Source organism: Micromonospora yongxingensis (assembly GCF_052601155.1).
Window position 1 is genome coordinate 11,782 of sequence record NZ_JBQXEO010000007.1, and the last position, 18,577, is coordinate 30,358.

Annotated in this window: 27 protein-coding genes; 12 read left to right on the forward strand and 15 right to left on the reverse strand. The window is 70.7% G+C overall.

The genetic code is table 11. The annotated features are described in order from the left end of the window. The 3 genes from ACTWLT_RS11080 to ACTWLT_RS11090 all read right to left on the reverse strand — a co-directional run bounded on the left by ACTWLT_RS11080 (nucleotide 1) and on the right by ACTWLT_RS11090 (nucleotide 2,539). On the reverse strand, nucleotides 1–1,065 hold the full coding sequence (locus tag ACTWLT_RS11080; protein ID WP_445318266.1) for a LacI family DNA-binding transcriptional regulator: 1,065 nt from the start codon (nucleotides 1,063–1,065) through the stop codon (nucleotides 1–3). Nucleotides 1,066–1,272: 207 nt separating this feature from the next. After that, nucleotides 1,273–2,154: a Sco1979 family transcriptional regulator gene (locus ACTWLT_RS11085; RefSeq protein ID WP_445318438.1), complete on the reverse strand. Its 882-nt coding sequence runs from the start codon at nucleotides 2,152–2,154 to the stop codon at nucleotides 1,273–1,275. Between the two features lie 145 nt (nucleotides 2,155–2,299). After that, nucleotides 2,300–2,539: a DUF397 domain-containing protein gene (locus ACTWLT_RS11090; RefSeq protein WP_445318267.1), complete on the reverse strand. Its 240-nt coding sequence runs from the start codon at nucleotides 2,537–2,539 to the stop codon at nucleotides 2,300–2,302. A gap of 269 nt (nucleotides 2,540–2,808) precedes the next feature. On the opposite strand from ACTWLT_RS11090, the gene ACTWLT_RS11095 reads away from it, so the two are divergent. Then, nucleotides 2,809–3,459, forward strand: coding sequence for a GGDEF domain-containing protein (locus tag ACTWLT_RS11095; RefSeq protein ID WP_445318268.1), 651 nt, complete (start codon nucleotides 2,809–2,811; stop codon nucleotides 3,457–3,459). 33 nt (nucleotides 3,460–3,492) lie between these two features. On the opposite strand, the gene ACTWLT_RS11100 is transcribed toward ACTWLT_RS11095, so the two are convergent. The 3 genes from ACTWLT_RS11100 to ACTWLT_RS11110 form a co-directional block, all read right to left on the reverse strand. After that, nucleotides 3,493–4,506: a phosphotransferase enzyme family protein gene (locus ACTWLT_RS11100; RefSeq protein WP_445318269.1), complete on the reverse strand. Its 1,014-nt coding sequence runs from the start codon at nucleotides 4,504–4,506 to the stop codon at nucleotides 3,493–3,495. A gap of 62 nt (nucleotides 4,507–4,568) precedes the next feature. Continuing rightward, nucleotides 4,569–5,033: an SRPBCC family protein gene (locus ACTWLT_RS11105; RefSeq protein WP_445318270.1), complete on the reverse strand. Its 465-nt coding sequence runs from the start codon at nucleotides 5,031–5,033 to the stop codon at nucleotides 4,569–4,571. Beyond that, on the reverse strand, nucleotides 5,026–5,361 hold the full coding sequence (locus ACTWLT_RS11110; protein WP_252417496.1) for an ArsR/SmtB family transcription factor: 336 nt from the start codon (nucleotides 5,359–5,361) through the stop codon (nucleotides 5,026–5,028). Before ACTWLT_RS11110 ends, ACTWLT_RS11105 begins: the two co-directional genes overlap by 8 nt. Nucleotides 5,362–5,526: 165 nt before the next feature. On the opposite strand from ACTWLT_RS11110, the gene ACTWLT_RS11115 reads away from it, so the two are divergent. Continuing rightward, entirely contained in the window at nucleotides 5,527–6,177 is a 651-nt protein-coding gene (locus ACTWLT_RS11115; protein ID WP_445318271.1) for a flavodoxin family protein, read from the forward strand. Between the two features lie 32 nt (nucleotides 6,178–6,209). On the opposite strand, the gene ACTWLT_RS11120 is transcribed toward ACTWLT_RS11115, so the two are convergent. Continuing rightward, complete coding sequence (locus tag ACTWLT_RS11120) at nucleotides 6,210–6,701, reverse strand: type II toxin-antitoxin system PemK/MazF family toxin (RefSeq protein WP_252417498.1); 492 nt, start codon at nucleotides 6,699–6,701, stop codon at nucleotides 6,210–6,212. Nucleotides 6,702–6,797: 96 nt separating this feature from the next. Between ACTWLT_RS11120 and ACTWLT_RS11125 the strand changes: the two genes are divergently transcribed. The 6 genes from ACTWLT_RS11125 to ACTWLT_RS11150 all read left to right on the forward strand — a co-directional run bounded on the left by ACTWLT_RS11125 (nucleotide 6,798) and on the right by ACTWLT_RS11150 (nucleotide 10,447). Beyond that, a complete protein-coding gene (locus ACTWLT_RS11125; RefSeq protein ID WP_445318272.1) occupies nucleotides 6,798–7,229 on the forward strand; it encodes an OsmC family protein in 432 nt (143 codons plus the stop codon). After that, nucleotides 7,222–7,737, forward strand: coding sequence for an NUDIX hydrolase (locus tag ACTWLT_RS11130; RefSeq protein ID WP_445318273.1), 516 nt, complete (start codon nucleotides 7,222–7,224; stop codon nucleotides 7,735–7,737). Before ACTWLT_RS11125 ends, ACTWLT_RS11130 begins: the two co-directional genes overlap by 8 nt. A gap of 50 nt (nucleotides 7,738–7,787) precedes the next feature. Continuing rightward, on the forward strand, nucleotides 7,788–9,035 hold the full coding sequence (locus ACTWLT_RS11135) for a hypothetical protein (RefSeq protein ID WP_445318274.1): 1,248 nt from the start codon (nucleotides 7,788–7,790) through the stop codon (nucleotides 9,033–9,035). Nucleotides 9,036–9,378: 343 nt separating this feature from the next. Further along, on the forward strand, nucleotides 9,379–9,741 hold the full coding sequence (locus tag ACTWLT_RS11140) for a DUF2089 domain-containing protein (RefSeq protein ID WP_445318275.1): 363 nt from the start codon (nucleotides 9,379–9,381) through the stop codon (nucleotides 9,739–9,741). After that, nucleotides 9,738–9,998, forward strand: a complete 261-nt coding sequence (locus ACTWLT_RS11145; RefSeq protein ID WP_445318276.1) for a hypothetical protein — start codon at nucleotides 9,738–9,740, stop codon at nucleotides 9,996–9,998. The genes ACTWLT_RS11140 and ACTWLT_RS11145 overlap by 4 nt, the downstream gene beginning before the upstream one ends. Before the next feature lie 23 nt (nucleotides 9,999–10,021). Next, nucleotides 10,022–10,447 (forward strand): SHOCT-like domain-containing protein, encoded by a 426-nt coding sequence (locus ACTWLT_RS11150; RefSeq protein WP_445318277.1) that lies wholly within the window; start codon nucleotides 10,022–10,024, stop codon nucleotides 10,445–10,447. A gap of 58 nt (nucleotides 10,448–10,505) precedes the next feature. On the opposite strand, the gene ACTWLT_RS11155 is transcribed toward ACTWLT_RS11150, so the two are convergent. From ACTWLT_RS11155 to ACTWLT_RS11165, 3 genes are all read right to left on the reverse strand, one after another. Then, nucleotides 10,506–12,002: an IMP dehydrogenase gene (locus ACTWLT_RS11155; protein WP_445318278.1), complete on the reverse strand. Its 1,497-nt coding sequence runs from the start codon at nucleotides 12,000–12,002 to the stop codon at nucleotides 10,506–10,508. A 164-nt stretch (nucleotides 12,003–12,166) separates the two neighbouring features. Beyond that, nucleotides 12,167–12,358, reverse strand: coding sequence for a DUF397 domain-containing protein (locus ACTWLT_RS11160; RefSeq protein ID WP_445318279.1), 192 nt, complete (start codon nucleotides 12,356–12,358; stop codon nucleotides 12,167–12,169). Then, nucleotides 12,349–13,116, reverse strand: coding sequence for a Scr1 family TA system antitoxin-like transcriptional regulator (locus ACTWLT_RS11165; RefSeq protein ID WP_445318280.1), 768 nt, complete (start codon nucleotides 13,114–13,116; stop codon nucleotides 12,349–12,351). The genes ACTWLT_RS11160 and ACTWLT_RS11165 overlap by 10 nt, the downstream gene beginning before the upstream one ends. A gap of 253 nt (nucleotides 13,117–13,369) precedes the next feature. Between ACTWLT_RS11165 and ACTWLT_RS11170 the strand changes: the two genes are divergently transcribed. Then, nucleotides 13,370–13,660 carry a hypothetical protein gene (locus ACTWLT_RS11170; protein WP_445318281.1) on the forward strand — a complete coding sequence of 97 codons (291 nt, stop codon included), beginning with the start codon at nucleotides 13,370–13,372 and terminating at the stop codon, nucleotides 13,658–13,660. 254 nt (nucleotides 13,661–13,914) lie between these two features. On the opposite strand, the gene ACTWLT_RS11175 is transcribed toward ACTWLT_RS11170, so the two are convergent. After that, nucleotides 13,915–14,394 carry an NUDIX domain-containing protein gene (locus ACTWLT_RS11175; protein ID WP_445318282.1) on the reverse strand — a complete coding sequence of 160 codons (480 nt, stop codon included), beginning with the start codon at nucleotides 14,392–14,394 and terminating at the stop codon, nucleotides 13,915–13,917. Between the two features lie 147 nt (nucleotides 14,395–14,541). On the opposite strand from ACTWLT_RS11175, the gene ACTWLT_RS11180 reads away from it, so the two are divergent. Next, the gene (locus ACTWLT_RS11180) at nucleotides 14,542–15,684 is read left to right on the forward strand and encodes a carboxypeptidase-like regulatory domain-containing protein (RefSeq protein ID WP_445318283.1); all 1,143 of its coding nucleotides are present in this window, start codon (nucleotides 14,542–14,544) and stop codon (nucleotides 15,682–15,684) included. 14 nt (nucleotides 15,685–15,698) lie between these two features. Here ACTWLT_RS11180 and ACTWLT_RS11185 read toward each other — a convergent pair whose 3' ends face one another. The 4 genes from ACTWLT_RS11185 to ACTWLT_RS11200 form a co-directional block, all read right to left on the reverse strand. After that, complete coding sequence (locus tag ACTWLT_RS11185; RefSeq protein ID WP_445318284.1) at nucleotides 15,699–16,259, reverse strand: GNAT family N-acetyltransferase; 561 nt, start codon at nucleotides 16,257–16,259, stop codon at nucleotides 15,699–15,701. Nucleotides 16,260–16,384: 125 nt separating this feature from the next. Then, nucleotides 16,385–16,954, reverse strand: a complete 570-nt coding sequence (locus ACTWLT_RS11190) for a dihydrofolate reductase family protein (RefSeq protein WP_445318285.1) — start codon at nucleotides 16,952–16,954, stop codon at nucleotides 16,385–16,387. Then, nucleotides 16,942–17,448, reverse strand: a complete 507-nt coding sequence (locus tag ACTWLT_RS11195) for an SRPBCC family protein (protein ID WP_445318286.1) — start codon at nucleotides 17,446–17,448, stop codon at nucleotides 16,942–16,944. Before ACTWLT_RS11195 ends, ACTWLT_RS11190 begins: the two co-directional genes overlap by 13 nt. Then, on the reverse strand, nucleotides 17,445–17,819 hold the full coding sequence (locus ACTWLT_RS11200; protein ID WP_445318287.1) for an ArsR/SmtB family transcription factor: 375 nt from the start codon (nucleotides 17,817–17,819) through the stop codon (nucleotides 17,445–17,447). Before ACTWLT_RS11200 ends, ACTWLT_RS11195 begins: the two co-directional genes overlap by 4 nt. Nucleotides 17,820–18,020: 201 nt before the next feature. Between ACTWLT_RS11200 and ACTWLT_RS11205 the strand changes: the two genes are divergently transcribed. Next, nucleotides 18,021–18,434 (forward strand): type II toxin-antitoxin system VapC family toxin, encoded by a 414-nt coding sequence (locus ACTWLT_RS11205; protein ID WP_445318288.1) that lies wholly within the window; start codon nucleotides 18,021–18,023, stop codon nucleotides 18,432–18,434. Between the two features lie 2 nt (nucleotides 18,435–18,436). Then, nucleotides 18,437–18,559, forward strand: a complete 123-nt coding sequence (locus ACTWLT_RS11210; RefSeq protein ID WP_445318289.1) for a hypothetical protein — start codon at nucleotides 18,437–18,439, stop codon at nucleotides 18,557–18,559. Nucleotides 18,560–18,577: the final 18 nt, after the last annotated feature.

An 18,577-nucleotide genomic window follows, 5' to 3' on the forward strand; every position in this document is an offset into this window, starting at 1 on the left:
TCAACTCCTCGGGACAGGTCCGGTGGAGGCCCGGACGACGAGTGCGGTGGGCAGCAGCACATGACCGGCTGCGGCGTCCACGGGCGGGTCGAGCAGCAGCTCGGCGGCGATCCGGCCCTTCTCCTCGGCCGGTTGCCGGACGGTGGTGAGGCCGGCGGCGGCGGCCTCGGGAACGTCGTCGAAGCCGGTCACCGAGACCGGCGGGCGCCGGCCGGCCGGCCGCTCGGCCAGCGCGTCGAGCACGCCGAGGGCGAGCACGTCGGAGCCGGCCAGCACGGCGGTCGGTGGTGTGGGCCGGTCGAACAGCCCGGCGACGGCGACGGCCGCCGCCTCGCGGCTGTTGCTCCGGGCGTTGAGCAGGGTCAGCTCGGCCCACTCGACGCCGACCTCGGCGAACGCGTCGGCGAACCCGGCGAGCCGACCCCGCGTCGTCGGGTGCCCCACCTCGTGCACCCCGGACAGGGTGAGCGGGCCGGCCGGCGCGTCGAGCACCACGGAGTCGGCGAGCAGGGCCACCCGGCGGTGACCGAGGCCGGCCACGTGCGCGGCGATGCCACGCGCGGCGGCCCGCTCGTCGATGCCGACGAACCGTTCGTCGGGGCCGGCGTCGTCTCGGGCGGCGGTGCTGACGAACGGCAGACCCCGTTGCCGGATCACGTCCAAGGCCCATTCCTCGTCGGCGACGCAGTAGACGCAGAAGCCGTCGACGGCGGCGTTCTCCACGGCCCGCCGGGCGTCGGTCTGCGCCGGTGGCAGTGGCACCAGCAGCATGCTGGTGCCGTGCCGCTCGGCCGCCGCGCCAACGCCGGCGAGGAAGCGGACCGCGAACGGGTCGGTGAAGGCGTACGACAGTTGGGAGGTGAACAGCACCCCGATCGAGCCGACGAAGCCGCGGCGCAGCGAGCGGGCCGTGGGGTTGGGGCCCGGGTAGCCGAGCTGCCGGGCTGCGTCCAGGATCCGCTCGCGCAGCGCGGAGGAGAGCTGGTCGGGGCGGCTGTAGGCGTTGGACACGGTGCTGCGGGAGACGCCGACGGCGTCCGCCACGGCTTGCAGGGTTGGCTTCACCGGCGCCCCTCTGTATCGATCCAGTCTGTATCGATTCAGAGACTAGCTGGACCGGTCGGCGTCGGTCAATACCACGTGTCGATCCCGCGGAGGCCGGTGAGCCGTCGTGCCGTCGGATCAGGGCAGGCGGGCCACCGCGCCGTACATGCTCACCTCGACCACGTCGAGATGGGTGAAGAAGCCGTCAACTCGGCCCGCGGCCACTGCTCAGGCCGGGTAGATGTCCTCCAGCAGCCGTCCGAGGATGTCCGCCGTACGCTCCGGCGGCTCGGCCTCGACGCAGAGCCGCTCCATGGCGACGGCGTAGTAGTCCAGGTCGTCGCGCTTGTCGAGGTAGATGGCGCTGGTGAGCTGTTCGATGTAGACGATGTCGGGCAGCTCCTGGTCGCCGAAGCGCAGGATGGTGAAAGCTCCCCCGGCGGCGGCGTGGCCACCGGCGGCGAACGGGATGACCTGGAGCCGGATGGTGGGTGACTTGGTCGCCTCGATGAGGGCGGTCAACTGGCCGCGCATGACCTCGGGGCCACCGATCGGGCGGCGCAGCGCGGCCTCGTCCACCACGGCCCAGAGCTGCGGGGGGTGCTCGCGGCGGAGCAGTTGCTGGCGTTGCATCCGCAGGGCGACCCGCCGGTCGATCTCGGCCGGATCGGCCGCGCCGTGCCCGAGCAGCACCACCGCCCGGGCGTACTCCCGGGTCTGCAACAGGCCGGGCACGAACTGCACCTCGTAGCTGCGGATCAGCGCGGCCGCCGCCTCCAGACCCAGGTAGGACTGGAACCAGGTGGGCAGGACGTCACCGTAGCGGTGCCACCAGCCGGGGCTGTTGGCGTCCCGGGCCAGTTTGAGCAGCGCGTCCCGCTCCTGCTGGTCGGTGACGCCGTAGAGGGTGAGCAGGTCCGACACGTCGCGTTCCTTGAACCCGACCCGACCCAGCTCCATCCGACTGATCTTGGATTCGGATGCCCGGATCTCCCAGCCGGCGCCCTCCCGCGTCACCCCGCTGGACTCCCGCAGCCTGCGCAGCTGGGCACCGAGCAGCATGCGCAGAACGGTCGGCCCGCTTGTCGGGCCGCCCTCGGCGGGGACCATCGTCACGTGCGGACCTCCGGATACCGACCACGGTGGTCGGGCACCCGGCCCGACCGACGTGTAAGCATGCCATGGACCGACAGTGAGGTGTACTCCTCCGGAGCGGTGAATCAGTCCCGTCGCCGGGATGGTCCATCGGCAACGTTCAGTTGATCAGGTGGTCGAAGTCGCCGTCCCGCGCGCCCAGCACGAAGGCCGCGATCTCATCCACGGTGTAGATCAGCGCCGGCCCCTCCGGATGTCGCGAGTTGCGGACCGCGATGCCGGCTCCACCGGGCAGTTCGGCGAGTTCGACACAGTTCCCGCTGGGGTTGCTGCGGCGACTCTTCTGCCAGCTCAGCGGGGGCAACTGATGGATCGGAACGCCATTCGTTGGCTGCTGCATGAGGGCGTCTTTCTGCTCACGAGCCCGCCGATGCCCGTGGGGAGGAGCGGTGACGGCGAGGGGTGCGGTATCGACATTGGACCGTGCTGCACGTGCATCTGCTATTGCATCTGCACCGGACGGCGAGCATGATAACGCACGTGAACGGTGCCCATCCGTTCACGTTGAGTTACCCCGTCTGGGGCAACGACGGAGAAGAACTGGGCCCGACGCGGCACGCGCGCCGCGCTGGCCGAAGGCTGGAGGCGGTCGCGGCGATGGGAGGGCTCGTGCCGGATCCGATGACTGTCGCCTCCGGCATCTGCGCCGCGGGGGCGCTGCTCTCCTCCTGGCAACTCCGCCGGCGGGCGCTGCGCGCCGAGGCCGAGATCGGGCACCTCCAGGCCGAACTCGCCGCCGAGCGGCACGCCGCCAGTCACGACCCGCTCACCGGGCTGCCCAACCGGCGCGCCTTCTACCGGCTCGCCGCCACCCTGCTCACCGACGCGGCCGGGCAGCCGTTGATCGCCATCGTGCTCGACCTGGACGACTTCAAGCAGATCAACGACCGGTACGGGCACGCCGCCGGTGACCAGGTGCTGATCTGCGTGGCCGAACGGCTGGCCGGGTTCGCCGGGGACAACCTCGTCGCGCGTCTCGGCGGGGACGAGTTCGCCGGGCTGCTCGCGAGCCCGACCGTCGACCGGCGCTGGATCGAGCACGCCACCCGGCGGCTCAGCGAGACCGTCGCCGCCCCGATCCGCCTGGGCTCCGGCAGCGTCCAGGTGACCGCCTCGGTCGGGCTCGCCCCGGTCGCCGGCCCGGCCCAGCTCACCGACGCGCTCAGCCGCGCCGACGCGGCCATGTACCAGGCGAAGAGCCTCGGCGGCAGCCGCTCGCCCCGGCAGCTCGTCGACAGCGTGCGCCTGGCCGAGTGCTGAGCGGTCCAGGCCCCGCCACCGCCCGGGCCGTGCTCACCCCCGCGGGTCGAGGCCACGCAGCGCCCGGTCGGCGAGGGTGACCAGGCCGACCGGCGACACGAGTCCCCGTACGATCTCCGCCGCCCTGGTCCGGTCTGCCGCGCTGACTTCGGTGTCCAACGCCTGCCCGGTCCAGTCGCTGAGATCGTCCAGCGCGCGGACCGCGAGGAACCAGGCCAGGCGGGCCCGGTCGACGTCCGCCCGTCCGTAGCCGGCGAGGGCGGCCGCCTGCTGCTCCGCGGTGATCGGTGCGAAGGCGAGCACCCCGCCGATGACGAACATCAGGTCACACTCGGGCGGGGCGAGCACGGCGTCGTCCCAGTCGATCAGCCAGACCTGCCCGCCGGGGCCGAGCAGCAGATTTCCCAGGTGTGGGTCGCCGTGACACACCACCACCGGACCCGGCCGCGCGCCGGAGCGGCGCTCGACCCCCTCGACCAGTGTGGACACCCGCTGCGCCGCCGCGGCCCAGACGGCCGCCAGTTCGGTGAGAAGCGGGCCGGCGGGGTCGGCCGGGTCCGGGTCGCGCAGCCGCTCGGCCATCGCGCGGGTCGCGGCCACGATCGTCGGGTACGTCGCGCCGCCGGCCGGCAGCCGCCGCGCCAGCTCGTCGGTCACCGGCACCGCGTGCACCGCGGCCAGCAGTTCGCCGTACGCGCGCCAGTGCGCCCCGGTCATCGGGCCGTCGAGCGCCCGCCGGTCGGAGACCCACGGCACCACCGAGAGGCGACGGCCCTCGCGGTCACCGCACAGCCGCCCGTCGTGCGTACGCAGCGGCGCGGGGATGCCCGGCACCTTCTGCTCGGCGAGGTGCGCCGCCACGACCAGGCCAGCGGGCGTGCCGCCGCCGCTCACCTTCACCGCGTACCGGCTGCCGTCGGCGGTCCCGGCCCGCCAGAGCCGGGCGTGCTGGTCTGCCCCGTGGGTGACCTCGTCCATGGTGGTCAGCTCGATGCCGAAGTCTGCCTGGACCCAGGCGGCAACCTGCCGGGACGCGTCCTCGATCATGCGCGACACCATGCCACCGGGTGGGTCGCCCGGCCCACCGAATTAGACCGGGCGACGACCGGTCAGCGCAGGGTGGCGAGGTGCCGGTCGAGCGCGGCGTACGACGCGGCGGCGCCCTGTGCCATGCCGGACTCGACCATGCCGTCGCGCTGCGCGGTGGTGTCGAACCGGGTGGTGCTGGTGAGCGTGGTGCGGCCTTCGTGCTCGGTGAAGACCAGCGTCTCCACCGCCACCTGGCCGGGCATGCCCTCGAACTCGAAGGTCTGCACGATCCGCTCCGGCGCGACGATCTCCCGGTACTCGCCCCGGAAGGCGTAGTCGTTGCCGTCGTCGGCGTGCTCGACGCAGCGGTAGCTGCCGCCCTCCCGGAAGTCGATCTCGACGTCCACCGGGTTGCCGCGCGCCCACCACCGCTTCAGGTGCTCGGCCTGGGTGTGCGCGGCGAAGACCAGCTCGCGCGGGGCGTCGAAGGAACGGGTGAGGGTGATCTCCCGGTCGGACGGGAGGTCGATGGCGAGGTCACTCATGGCTGTTCTCCTTCAGGTCGCGTAGGTAGTCGTCCAACGTGTCGTAGCGGTCGTCCCAGAGCCGGCGGTACTGCTCGACCCAGTCGGCGAGCGTGCGCAACGGCGCCGGGTCGAGCCGGCAGCGACGCCACTGCGCCTCGCGGGTCCGCACGATCAACCCGGCGCGCTCCAGCACGTTGAGGTGCTTGGAGATCGCCTGCACGCTGATCGGGAACGGCTCCGCCAACTCGTTGACCGTCGCCTCGCCGGCCGCCAGCCGGGCCAGGATGGCCCGACGCGTCGGGTCGGCCAGGGCAGCGAACACGGTGCTGACCGGATCTGTTGTCATGGTGTCGCTCTCTACCAACTGGCTTATAAACCGATGGGTTGAATATACAGCTCAAGTGGGCTGCGTCAACACCCTTCCGGAGAACACAGCCGGCCTCCGTGTCATCGGGGCCGGCGCGGGGTACGAGGTGGCGAACATCCCGACCGGCGGCCGAGAGGAACCGACGTGGCGAAGATCCGCGCCCTGGTGCTCAACTGCACCCTCAAGCCGTCACCGGCACCGTCCAGCTCCGACAAGCTCGCGCGGGAGGTGCTCGCCGAGCTTTCCGAGCAGGGCGTGGACGGCGAGATCATCCGGGTGGTCGACCACAACGTGCGGTTCGGGGTGTCGACCGACGAGGGCGGCGGCGACGGGTGGCCGGGCATCCGGGCCAAGCTGCTGCCAGCCCAGATCCTCATCATCGCCACGCCGATCTGGCTCGGTCAGCCGTCCAGCGTCTGCAAGATGGTCCTCGAACGCCTCGACGCCGAACTCTCCGAGACCGACGACCAGGGCCGTCTGCTCACCTACGGCAAGGTGGGCGGCGTCGCCGTCGTCGGCAACGAGGACGGCGCCCACCACACGATCGGCCAGGTGCAGCAGGCACTCAACGAGGTCGGCTTCACCTGCCCGGCCGCCGGCGCCACCTACTGGGTCGGCGAGGCGCTGCACAAGACGGACTACCGCGACGCCGGCCCCAAGCCCGACACGACCGGCCGCACCACGAAGGCGTTGGCGCTCAACAGCGCCCACCTGGCCCGGCTGCTCGCCGAGCAGCCGTACCCGCCGCCGGACGCGCGGGGCGCCGGGGTGGGTCCCAGCCGCGAGCCGGCCTGACGGGCCGTCCCACCACCGGCTCTGGGGTGCGGTCAGCGCCAGCCGTACCCGGCGCGTAGAGCCTGCCCGACCCGGTCGAACCGGGCCCGGTCCAGCACGGCGCCCTCGCGGCGGATGCTGTCCTCGCGCATGGTGAGCACCCGGTCGAGTCGAACCCAGCTCGGCCGGTTGTCCCGGTCCCAGTCGCCGGGCCCGAGCGCGAACCAGTGGCGCTGGCCGTGCCGCTCGCTCTGGCTGGACAGCATCAGCCCGAAGAGCGTCCTGCTGTGCCGGCCGACGACCAGCACCGGGCGGTCCTTGCCCTGCCGGGGGTCGTCCTCGTACGGCACCCACGTCCACACGATCTCGCCGGGGTCGGCCTGCCCGTCCCGCTCCGGGGCGTAGGTCAGCTCCCGTCGCTGCAACGCGCTCACCTGGCGCCGGCGGGCCACCTGAGCCGGGGCCGGCCCGGTGCGCCGGGGCGACGGGATCACCGCGCCCACCCGGGAGATGCGCGCCGCCACATTCCTCAACAGACCAGCCACGGCGGGCAGCCTACCGGGCGCCGCGCCGGGCGCCGGAGCGGACGCCGCTGCGGCAGACTGGTGCCCGGCAGCGGGACGACACGGAGGTGCGCCGCAGTGACCATTGAGGTACGGACGAGGAGCCTGCCCGGGGCGGTTACGGCGCTCGGGTCCGCCGGGGCGTACACCCTGGTGGTGGACCGGCCGGCGGATGCCGGCGGCGGCGGGCTCGGTTTCAACGGCGGCCAACTGCTCTACCTCGCGGTCGCCGGCTGCGTCTCCAACGACCTGTTCCGGGAGGCGCGGGCCGCCGGCCTCGACCTGCACCGGGTCGAGGTGACGGTGCGGGGCGACTTCACCGGCGAGCCGGCCGTGTCCACGGAGGTCCGCTACGACGTACGGGTCGAGGGCGACGCCCCGCCGGAGCTGCTCCGGGCACTGATCGAGCGGGTGGACGCGATCGCCGAGATACCCAATTCGCTGCGCGGTGGCACCTCCGTACGACTGGGTCGCACCGAGGTCGCGGGCGCCGGGCGTACCGATGGTTGAGCTGCCGCGTGACCTGCCGATCCTTGAGCGGAGCGCGGTGCGGGTCGTGGTCCGCGACTCCGCCGACCGGGTGCTGCTGTTCCACACCCGAGACCCGGACCACCCCCGCCTGGGCACCTGGTGGGAGCTGCCCGGCGGGGGTATGGATCCCGGGGAGACCTACCGCGACACGGCGGTGCGGGAACTGCGCGAGGAGACCGGCATCGCGGTGAGCCCGGACCAGGTGGGCGCACCGACCTGGCGACGACGGGCGAGTTTCCTGCACCGTCAGCTGCGCCACGTCCAGGACGAGGTGGTCGTCGCGGTGCGGCTGGCCGGCCCCGGGCCGGACGTGGACGAGGCGCAGCGGCTCGACTACGAGGTGGAGGACTACTTCGGCTTCCGCTGGTGGCCGCTGGTGGAGGTGGTGGACAGCCGGGAACGGTTCTACCCCGGCCAGCTCCCCCGGCTGATCACACCGTTCCTGGCCGGTGAGGAGATCGACGAACCGTTCGAACTGTGGTCGTGAGCCGGGTCGGCGAGGATGCCGTACCGGACGGGGGCGGGCAGAGTGGGGGCATGACGACCGACCTGCACGGGCCGCTCTCCGGGTACGCCGCGCGGCTGCACGCCACGATCGGCGACCGGCACCACGTCGCCTCCCCTCTCGGTGCCTGGCTGCTGCTCGCGGTCGCCGCCACGACCGCGACCGGCGGCGCGGACCGCCCGGCGGCCGACGGGCTGGCGGAGGCCCTCGGCACCGACCTGACCAGCGCCGCCGAGGTCGCCCGCGCACTGCTGGACGCGCCCCACCCGCTGGTCGCGTCCGCGACCGCGCTGTGGCACCGGCCGGATCAGCGCGCCAACGGGTCGACCGGCTGGCGGGACGCCCTCCCCGCGACGACCGACGTCGGCCCGCTACCCGACCAGGCCGGACTGGACGCCTGGGCGCGCGAGCACACCCATGGCCTGATCGAGAGGTTCCCACTGCGGGTCGGGCCGGACGTGGTGCTGGCCCTGGCCAGCGCGCTGGCGACGAGGATCTCGTGGGCCGACCCGTTCGAGGTGGCCGAGGCCAGCGCTCTCGGAACGGGCAGCGCCTGGGCGAGCCGGCTGCGCCGGGTGCTGCGCAGTCCGGGCCACGGCCACCGGAGCGCCATCGCGACGACCGAGCGGGCCGGTGACGTGATCGTGCACGCCGCGCCGGCCCAGGCGGCCAACGGTGCGGGCCTGATGGTCGTCTCGGTGGCCGCCGCACCGCAGGTGCCGCCCGCTGATGTGCTGGCGGCCGCGTACCGGATGAGCGCCGGCGCCGCCGACGGCGGTGAACCTGCCGGTCGCCGCTCACTGTTCGATCTGCCGCTCGGCGACACTCCCCTGTGGGCGCTGTACGAGGAGCGGGTACGGACCAGTGCCCGCGACGGTCGCGAGGAGCGGCACCGCGCGGTGCTCCCCTGTTGGTCGGCCCGCAGCGAGCACGACCTGACCGCTCCGGCGCTGGGCTTCCCGGCCGCGTCGGCGACGCTGGCGAGGACGCTGGCGCTGCCGGTGCGGGATTTCGAGGCGCGGCAGGTGGCGATGGCCAGGTACGGCCGGTACGGCTTCGAGGCGGCGGCGGTGACCGGCATGTTCGGGCTGACCAGTCTGCCGCCGGAGGGCGTCGCCCGCACCGCCGAGCTGCGCTTCGGCCACCCGTACGCGGTGGTGGCGGTCGCCACCGACAAGCGCTCCGACGGCGGGACCGGGCCGTGGCACGGGGTGCCGGTCTTCTCCGCCTGGGTCGCCGAACCCGACGAACTGCCCGAGGCCGACGCCGTGGACCGGTGAGCACAGCACTCGACGTACCGATATTCCGTCTTAAGAGATTTGTCGCTTACGCGGGACTTGGTAGCTCACACAGGAGGCATTCAGTCCGTGGTCCCACCCGCCGCCTGACCGTCGGTCCCCATCCGTTCCCAACCGCGCGGCGTCCGTCATCCGCCTGTGGTGCTCCTACGCCACTGCGCGTCGGTCGATGCTGCCACGGCGCGCGCACGGCGATCGTCGGCGGGAGCCGGGAAACCAGATACTTGATGTTCAAATGAAGAAAGTTGAGGTTTCGACATTGCGTCCTTGAGAATGGCAAGGTACAAATGAGCGGCACGGGCGTTGTCGAAGCGAGGAGCCGAGGGTGGACTGGCAGGAACTGACCGACCTGACGCAGGGGCAGCCGTTCGTGGTCGAGCGGGTCCGTCTCTCCGGCAGCGGCATCGCGGTCGAGGGCCAGTTCGAGCCGCCGCAGCTGGCCCAGCTCAGCGTCGACGACCAGGTGTTCGTTGCCGCGTTCGTCCGGTCGCACGGCTCGATCAAGGAGATGGAGCGGATCTTCGGGGTGAGCTATCCGACGATCAAGTCCCGGCTGAACCGGATCGCCCAGCACCTCGACTTCGTCGACACCGACCCGGCGCCCACCGGCGCCGACGTCGTCGACCGCCTGCGGCGCGGGGAGATCAACGTCCAGGAGGCTCTGGCCGAGCTGGAGCGATCCCGATGATCCCGCAGCTGGTGACGTACCACCAACGCCGTCGCGACGGCCGCTGGCTGCGGCTGTACGTCCCGGTCGTGCCGGTCGCGCTGCTGCTGTCTCCGCTGCTGCTGGTGGCCGGGCTGGCCGGACTGGTCGCCTGCCTCGTCTTCCGGGTCAGCCCGGTGGGCGCGCTGCGCGGCACCGCGCAACTGCTGTGGGCGCTGCCCGGCAGCCGGTTCGAGATCGAGCAGGGCCGAACGGCCGTGCTGGTCAGCGTCAGATGAGTGAGAAGGAAGAGGGGCGACCAGTGAACGAGCAACGCCGCCAGATTCTTGAGATGCTGGGCGAGGGCAAGATCACCGCGGACGAGGCCGAACGGCTGATCAACGCCCTCGAACGGGAACAGCCCGAGTCGCCCCCGGGAGCCGCGCCCCGCGCGAAAACCCGACCGAAATACCTGCGCGTGGTGATGCACTCGGAGGACGACTTCAACGGGCCGAGCCGGGTCAACGTCCGGGTCCCGCTACAGCTGCTGCGCGCCGGAGTCCGGCTCACGAGCCTCATCCCTCCCCAGGCGCTCACCGAGGTCAACGCCAAGCTGAACAAGTCAGGTGTCCCCATCGACCTGACCCAGCTCAAGCCGCAGCACATCGAGGAACTCATCGAGCAGCTCGACGACGTCACCGTCGACGTCGACGACCCCGACACCAAGGTGCAGGTGTTCTGCGAGTGACACCGCTACGGCGCCGAACGCCCGCCGGCCACCCGGTCCGGCGGGCGGCCGTCTATTGTCAGCTGCCGCCTGAGCCGCTGCGCAACCGCACCTCGGCACCGTTCTGCTCGTAGCTCTGCTGCGACACCTGAACAAGCGTCGCGTCGCGGTGGAAGTCCGGCAGCGTGACGGCACCGCAGCTCACCATGGTGGCGCGCAGCTTCGCGACCGTACGGGCGATGTTGGGATAGAGGCTGCCGGCGTACGGCACGTAGCCGTCGACGCCTTCCTCGAACGGCAGCTCGGTCTCGCCCTGGTCGTAGCGGGCGACGTTCCGGGCCCGCTGGGAGCCTTCACCCCAGTATTCCTTGAACATCTGCCCGTCGAGGTTGACGAGGTTCGAGGGGCTCTCGTCGAATCGGGCGAAGTAGCGCCCGAGCATGATGAAATCGGCGCCGAGGGCGAGGGCGATCGCCATGTGGTAGTCGGCGAGGAGCCCGCCGTCGCAGCAGATCGGCACGTAGATGCCGGTCTCGGCTGCGTAGCGGTCGCGCTCGGCGACCACGTCGTTGAGCGCGGAAGCCTGCCCACGGCCGATGCCCTTCTGGTCGCGGGTGATGCAGATCGACCCACCGCCGATACCGACCTTGACGAACGCGGCCCCCGCGTCGGCGAGGTACCGGAATCCACGGCCGTCGACGACGTTCCCCGCGCCGACGGGGACCGCGCCGCCGAGCTCACCGACGGCGTACTGCAACGTCTTCTGCTGCCAGACCGAATGGCCGTCGGAGGAGTCGATGCAGAGCACGTCCGCGCCGGCCTCGACGAGGGCGGGAATGCGGTCGCGGTAGTCGCGGGTGTTGATTCCGGCACCGACCCGGAACCGCTTGTCGCCGTCGATGGACTCGTTGCGGAACTGCTTGTGCAGCTCGTAGTCACGGCGCAGCACGATCGACGCGAGATGACCGTCGGCGGTGACGATCGGCAGCAGGTCGAGGCGGTGGTCCCAGATGAGGGTGTTCGCGTCGGACAGCGAGATCGTCGGTGGCGCGGTGACCAGACCGTCGGCCGGGCGCATCCGGGACTCGACCGTGTCGTTCAGGTCGTGACGCTGAGGGTGGAAGTCGGCGGTCGAGATCAGGCCGACGAACACGCCACCGGAGGTGCCGTCGTCGGTGACGACCGCGACGTCCCGTTCCGCGGCCTTGAGCAGGCGGCTGACCTCGCCGAGCGTCGCGGACGGCTTCGTGTTGATGTCCGAGTGCCGGAAGCCCGCCTTGTGGCGTTTGACCGCGCTGACGGACTCGGCCTGCGCCTCGACGGTCTGGTTCTGGTGGATGAAGCTCAGCCCACCGGTTTGCGCGAGCGCTATGGCGAGGCGGGGCGAGGAGACCGCCTGCATGATCGCGCTGACCAGCGGTACCGCGATGCGCAGCGGCGACGCCCCACCGACCGGATGCCGCACGACGGGAGTGGACAGGTCGACGTTGTCCGGGGTGCAGTCCTCGGTGGTGAGGTTCGGCACGAGCAGGTACTCGTTGAGGGTGCGGGAAACCTCGGGGAGGATCACGACCACGTATTGCTCCTAAACACTCCGCCGCGACGGGCTGGCTGGAATGCAGACACACGCTACCAGCGCCGCAGCAACCCCAGTGTTCGGTCCACAGCCGGGCAGTTCGGCGCCGATCCCGGAGGCCGGGCAGCTGTTGGTTGGCCTCTACCCACCAGGTCGGATTTAGGTTACGGCCGCTCAGCGATGTGGGCGACGAATGCCTGCCACGCGGCCGGGCCGAACGCCAGGGTGCCGCCGTCGCGGTTCTTCGTGTCGCGGACCAGGACAACGCCGGGGAGATTGTCGGCGACCTCGACGCAGTCGCCGCCGTTGCCACCGCTCTTCGTGCTCTTGCGCCATCGCGCGCCGGTCATGTCCATGATCTTGCCGCTTCCGTGAGAAGTTCCAGAGAACGCCCTCGGGGAAGGGCCTCGCCACGTATACGCTCCCACCGCCGCTCCAGGGTAGCAATGTCGGAAGCCTGGTCGATGATCTGCGCGCGGGCTTGACTGTCCACATGCGCAACGCGGGTCCCGTCGGGCAGTTCGGCGAGCGTGAACGGCCCATCGAGCCCCGGGTATGTGGGTGTGTCCTGCGGTACGACGTGAAGTTGAACGCTCGGCATTCCGGCGCAGGCCACGAGGTGCGCAAGCTGTTCAGCCATAAGTGCCCGATTTCCGGCAGCAGGCCGGCGGATGATGCCCTCGTCCAGCACAGCGACGAACAGCGGCCCCCTCTCGCGAGTCAAAATCGCCTGCCGATCGAGGCGCGCTGACACCGATTCCTCTATCTCGTCCGGCGTCAGCGACTGACCGTTGAACGTGGCGCGTGCGTACGCCTCGGTTTGAAGCAGACCGGGCACCCAGGCAAGCTGGAACGCCCGCAGCGCGACCGCCTCGCGCTCGATGTCCACCCATGGTCGAAACCAGACCGGTACGCGGCTGGTGAGCACGTCCGGCCACAGCTCGACAACGTCCTTCCTGAGAATCTTTGCTACTTCGGCACGATGTCGGCTCTGCGGGACACGTCCCGGGTTTGCCCACCGGGCGACCGTCTTCGGGTGAAGACCGATGCGATCGGCCAGACTCTCGGCCGTCTCGCACGCCTCGGCGAGCGCCGCGACAAATGCATGGTTCATGCCCGCGTCCCTTCGGGAGCCAATGGAACGTACCGAAGAAATCATCTAACGCTGTGTGATTGTCAGGCAACCCTCGGCAGGGTGCTGCGTAGACGGCGCGAGCGGTGGAGGCGACAGCCCGGCGTGCGCGTTCGTAGCGGGGGCCCGGCCGACCCGACGGCGAGCACGAGGCCGGGCCTCCTTCCACTCGACCGATGCGAGGGACAGCCGTGCCGGAGACACCGAAGCGACACCGCCGGAAACTGCACGCACGATGACCAGCCGGCCCATCCGATCCGGCGACGTGCTGTTGCTGACCCGCGAGGCCAGTCCGCAGTTCACGCGACCGGTCAGCGTCCGCGTGATCCGTGTCCTAGCCGACCGCCACACATACCACGACTGGCTCTGGATCGAGGGCTACGAACTCGGCCCGAGTGGCGACGCGGTGGCCCGGCGCGAGCTGTACCTGATGCCGGCGGGCCTGCGCTGGCTGGAGGGCACGCCCGCACGACCGGACCTCCCCTGCCATCGCCGTCCGGCCACAAGCGGGCGGGGGACGGTGTGAACCGCCGCAGGAACCACCTCCCCTCGCGGCCCACCTGGCGCTGCCAGGCGTGCGGGATCGCCTGGCCGTGCTCGCCGGCGAAGCTGCGGCTCCTCGCCACGTACCGGACCAACCCAACCGAACTGCTGGTGTATCTCGCGACGCTGAGCGAGGAGGCCGCCGTCGACCGTGCCACGTTGGACGCGTGCGCCCCGCCGGCAGACCTCGTCGCGCGCTTCACCGGCTGGGTCTCGGCACCTCCGTCGCCGGCCAATTCACGCTCCTGCCGATGAGCAGCGATGGATCGGACCGCTCGGCGATGCGGCTGTCCGTGCTTCGTCGTGACGAGGCAGCCGGTCAGGCTCAGGCACAAGAAGCAATGCCGCCAAGTCGCCGAACAGCAGGGGAAGGCCGCCCAACTCGCTGATCCCGACCCAGGCGATGTCGTCATGCTCCTCAGGTGCACCGTTGGTGGGAGAGCCGACCCAGTCTCCAATTCGCCACACGCCCACGTGGACGGCGTCATCACCAGTGCCGGCATGCCAGTCGCCCAACCGTGAAGCGGACTCGGCCACAATGTGAACGCCGAGTTCCTCGTGCATCTCACGCGCGAGGGCCTGTAGTTCCGACTCACCCGCCTCGACGTGCCCCCCGGGCAGATCCCAGAGATCCGGGTATGCCCGGCGGGTCGGGCTGCGGTGTACCAGCAGGACCTCGCCGTTCTCCACGAGTGCGCCGCAGACGACGACATGCATGACGGGATTGGAGCACAGGGATAGGACAAACTCGCTACAGCGAAAGGGACACCCAGCCCGCGAGTCGCGCGACCCATCCCCGGCAGGGCATAGTGTCCAGCGGCGTCATCGGCCGATGTCGCCTGCCCGCGGAGAGGGTGGTAGGAAGTGACGACGCGCTTACGTGCCCGATGGGCCCGGGTCGCCGCATTGGTCGCGCTGACCGGGGGGACGCTCGCGGTGTCCGCGGCACCGGTGGCGGGTGCCCCGGCGCCCATCAGCATCCTGAGCGTGTCGGCGGAGAACGTGAAGCCCGGCGACAAGGTTCGCGTTCAGTTCCGCGTCACGAACAACGGGAGCGGGGCCGAAACGGCCATCGTGGTGGTCAGTGGCGGCCTGCAATGCACCACCGGCTGCCGGGCGGAGCCGAACCTCAAACCCGGCCAGAGCCAGGACTTCCAGGCCACCCTCGTCGCGCCCCAGGTGAGCGCGGGCGAGATCTCCGGTCGCAACATCTCGGTCGCCGTACGGCTCGGCGGGCAGAACAGCTTCGACTACAAGATGGTCTACGTTCACGGCGCGGGCACGTCGCAACCCGGCGCGGGCGCGCCGCAACCCGGTGCGGACAAGCCGTCGTCCGAGGTGGACGGGGTGTCCGGCCAGGTCCGTGACTCCAGCGGCAAGGCGGTCGCCGGCGTGGTCCTGACCGTCCGCGACAGCGCCGGGCACGAATACCGTACGACGAGCGACCGGAGCGGCCGGTTCTCGATCAGGTCGGGCGCCGGGAAGACGATCGCCGAGGGCCGGATCACGGTCGTCGCGGCCCTGGACGGCTATCGCACCACCCGCACGACCGTACAGGGCTCCGCCGGTGGCACCGCGAGCGTACGGCTGACCTTGGCCGCCGTGGCCGTGCCCGGGACGACCCCGCCGTCGCCCGCCGCAACGGCGGCAGCGGAGGAGGCTCTCGAGCCGGAGACCAGCGCCGCCGCGGCGGCACCCCCCGCCCTCGACGCTGTCAGCAACGAGGGCAGTGGTTCACTGCCGTACATCCTGGGCGGCCTGCTGGTCGCCACCGGCCTGGGCGCACTGGTCCTGATGGCGAACCGCCGCCGGAACCCACCGGACAAGCCGGCTCCGCACGCGGCGACTCAACTGACGGCACCGGCCGGAGCGGGCATGATCGACGCACCGACCGCGGTGCTGCACACGAGGCCGCCGGCCGACGGGTTCCCCGGCCCGTACAGCGGGCCCCCGCAGGGCGGCATCCAGCAGCTCAGCCACGACCCATACGACGGGCCGGCCCTCTAATACCGTCGCCGGCCCTACGGTGCCGTCCCGTGGCGCCATGTCTCGGCGAGCAGGGCGTACGTGTAGCCGTCCACCCAGCCCAGCTCGGCGTGCCAGGAGTCGCCGACGCCGTGCTGCTCACGACGCATGCCGACCTTTTCGAGGATCCGCACCGAGGCGAGGTTGTCCGCGAAGCAGCCAGCGGTGATCCTTCGAACGCCCAGCCGGTCGAACGCGTGCGCCACCATCACGGTGACAGCCTCAGTTGCGTAACCATGGCCCCCGTACGCCGGGTCGAAGATGTAACCGAGTTGGGCCTCCGTGCACGGCGGCATGCCGGGCTGACCCATACCGTCGACCACGTCAAGCGAGACAGTCCCGATCACCACGCCGTCCACGGCCACCGCCACGCTGTGGTCGTCGGGGTCTTCCGCCGCGCGCCGCCACGCCGCCCGGAAGGACGCGGGGTCGACCTCGGTGCGCAGTAGCCAGCGAGTGACCTCCGGCAGGTTGCGGTACTCCAGGATCCGGTCGACGTCCTCGTCACGCACCGGGCGAAGCTCGAGGCGTTCAGTGCGTAGGTTGGTGCTTGCCATGAGGCGGGACGTTAGCGGACGCAGCACGGCTACGCGTCCGGTTATCCGGCCGTCCGGCCGGACAGGGATCACCTAGCAGGTACGGCGCGCACGTGCGCCGACAGCACCGGTCGCACTGGGCTTCCTCATACTTGACCTTGACGAGGGCGGTAGCGGAGGTGTACGACGCCGTTTCGGAATCGGCGCTCATCGAGGAGTTCGAGGTCGGCGCGTATACCGGTCGGCAGCCCTGGCTTGCCGCCGCCGACGACAACGGGCAGGATGATCATCTGGCACTCGTCGACCAGCCCGGCCTTGAAAGCCTGCGTCGCGAGGTTGGCACCTCCCACGGTGAGATCGCTGCTGGCCGTGGCCTTCAGTTCTCGTACTGCGGCGGGGTCGAAACGGCGTTCGAGTCGGGTGTCGGCAGTTGACACCGCGGCGAGGGTCGTGGAATACACGACTTTGCTCGCCGCCTGCCAGGCGCTCGCGAAGTCGGCCGTGAGGTCGGACTGCGCGGCCAGAGCGGCGTCGGTCTCCCAGAGGGCCATCGCCTCGTACAGACGCCGCCCGTAGAGAAGCGTGCCCACGGACCGCAGGAGGTCGGTGTGGAAGGCGAATACCTCGTCGCCGATTGGGAACCAGTCGAACGCGCCGCGTTCGTCCTCGATGTAGCCGTCAAGCGACACGTTCGTCACGTAGATCAGCTTTGCCATGTCCCTACCTCTCGATGATCAGTTGCAACAACCTGGACATTCATCAACGTGGCGTCCAACTTGGTGAACGCCTGGCGCCAACCCTCCTCGCTGGGCTGCGCGAGATGTTCGGGAAGCCACTGGCGGATCTCCAGTCGCGTCCGTCCGTCAGCCTCGTCGTGAAACTCGACCCGCAGTCTCGTCTCGAACGGCTCGATGCCCTCCTGCAGCCGGCCACTGACGTGCATGACGCCGTCGAGCAGTTCGCCGTCGGCGACGTCTGTGAGGACGACGTGGATGTGCACGCGAAGGCCGGGGTCGGATGCATTGACCTCCGTCCACCGTTGATAGCCGCCGGGGCGCACGTCGAACTCGATCTCGTCGCGTGGCAGTGAGTTGCCGACCGGGCCCCACCACGCCGCGAGGTGATCGGGATCGGTGAAGGCCCGATAGACGAGCTCCCGCGGCGCGTCGAACACACGCGAGATGACGAGCTGCGGAGTTTCCGTCTTCATTCGATCTCCCTGGGGTCGTCGACCATCGGGTCCGTTGCCCGTCCGGCGGCCTGCACCGCGGCGAGGTGGGCATCGAGGCGGGTGAGGGACGAGTCCCAGAACCGCCGGTAGCGGTCGATCCAGTCGGCCGCCTCGCGTAGCGGGGCAGATTCGAGGTGGCTCGCGCGCCACTTGCCCGACCGCGACCGCGAGATGAGCGCGGCGCGCTCGAGCACCTTCAGGTGCCGTGACACCGCTGGCATCGAGATGGACAGAGGCGCGGTGAGTTCGGTGACCGTGGCGTCGCGTTCGGCCAGCTCGGCGATGATCGCCCGTCGAGTCGGGTCGGACAGCGCCGAGAACACCGCGCTGAGCTGATCGGTGCCAGCCATCGGAAGCTCCCCCTTCACTTAACCATGTTGTTAAGCGTATTGAGACGCGAGCGATGCTGTCAACGGGCGCGCGCGGACGGCTCGTCACGGGCGACGTGTCAACGCGTCGGCGCAGCTGCCAGCCCGCTCACGGCCTGGCCGGCGAACGCCGTTTCGGTACGGTGGGCCCGGCCCTGCCAACACCTGACGGAGGAGCTCCTGATGGCCAGGTACGTGATCACTCCAGCCGTGGCGCTACGTCTGGCGCACGACGAGGTCGCGATTCCCGATGAGCATCAGCTCGTGGCTCCAAGCCTGCTCCGCTCACAGGTGCTGTCGCTCCTCTACCAATCGGTCCGTCAGGGAACGCTGTCCAGGAAGGACGCCGAGCGCCACCTCACCTACGTGCGTGCGCTCCGGATCCGACTGCTCGGAGACCGCGTCCTGCAGAGCGTCGCGTGGAAGATCGCCGATCAGCTCGGGTGGCCGGACACGCTCGACGCCGAGTACGTCGCTCTGACCACACTCCAGGCTGACGCCCTCATCACGCTCGACCCGAAGCTTGCCGACGCGGTGCGGAGCATCGTGCCGGTCGCGCCCATCGACGTGCTGGCCCCGTCGCTCACGATTGTCTGATCGTGGAACACGATCTTGACGCACTGGCCGCAGGGGTGGCGGACCACGTGGACTTCGCGCACTTCGCGTACGCCGTCGCGGCCGACGTCGCCGAGATGCTCCTCGTCGCGCGCGAGTACGAGTGACGCTGTCCGGACGGCGGG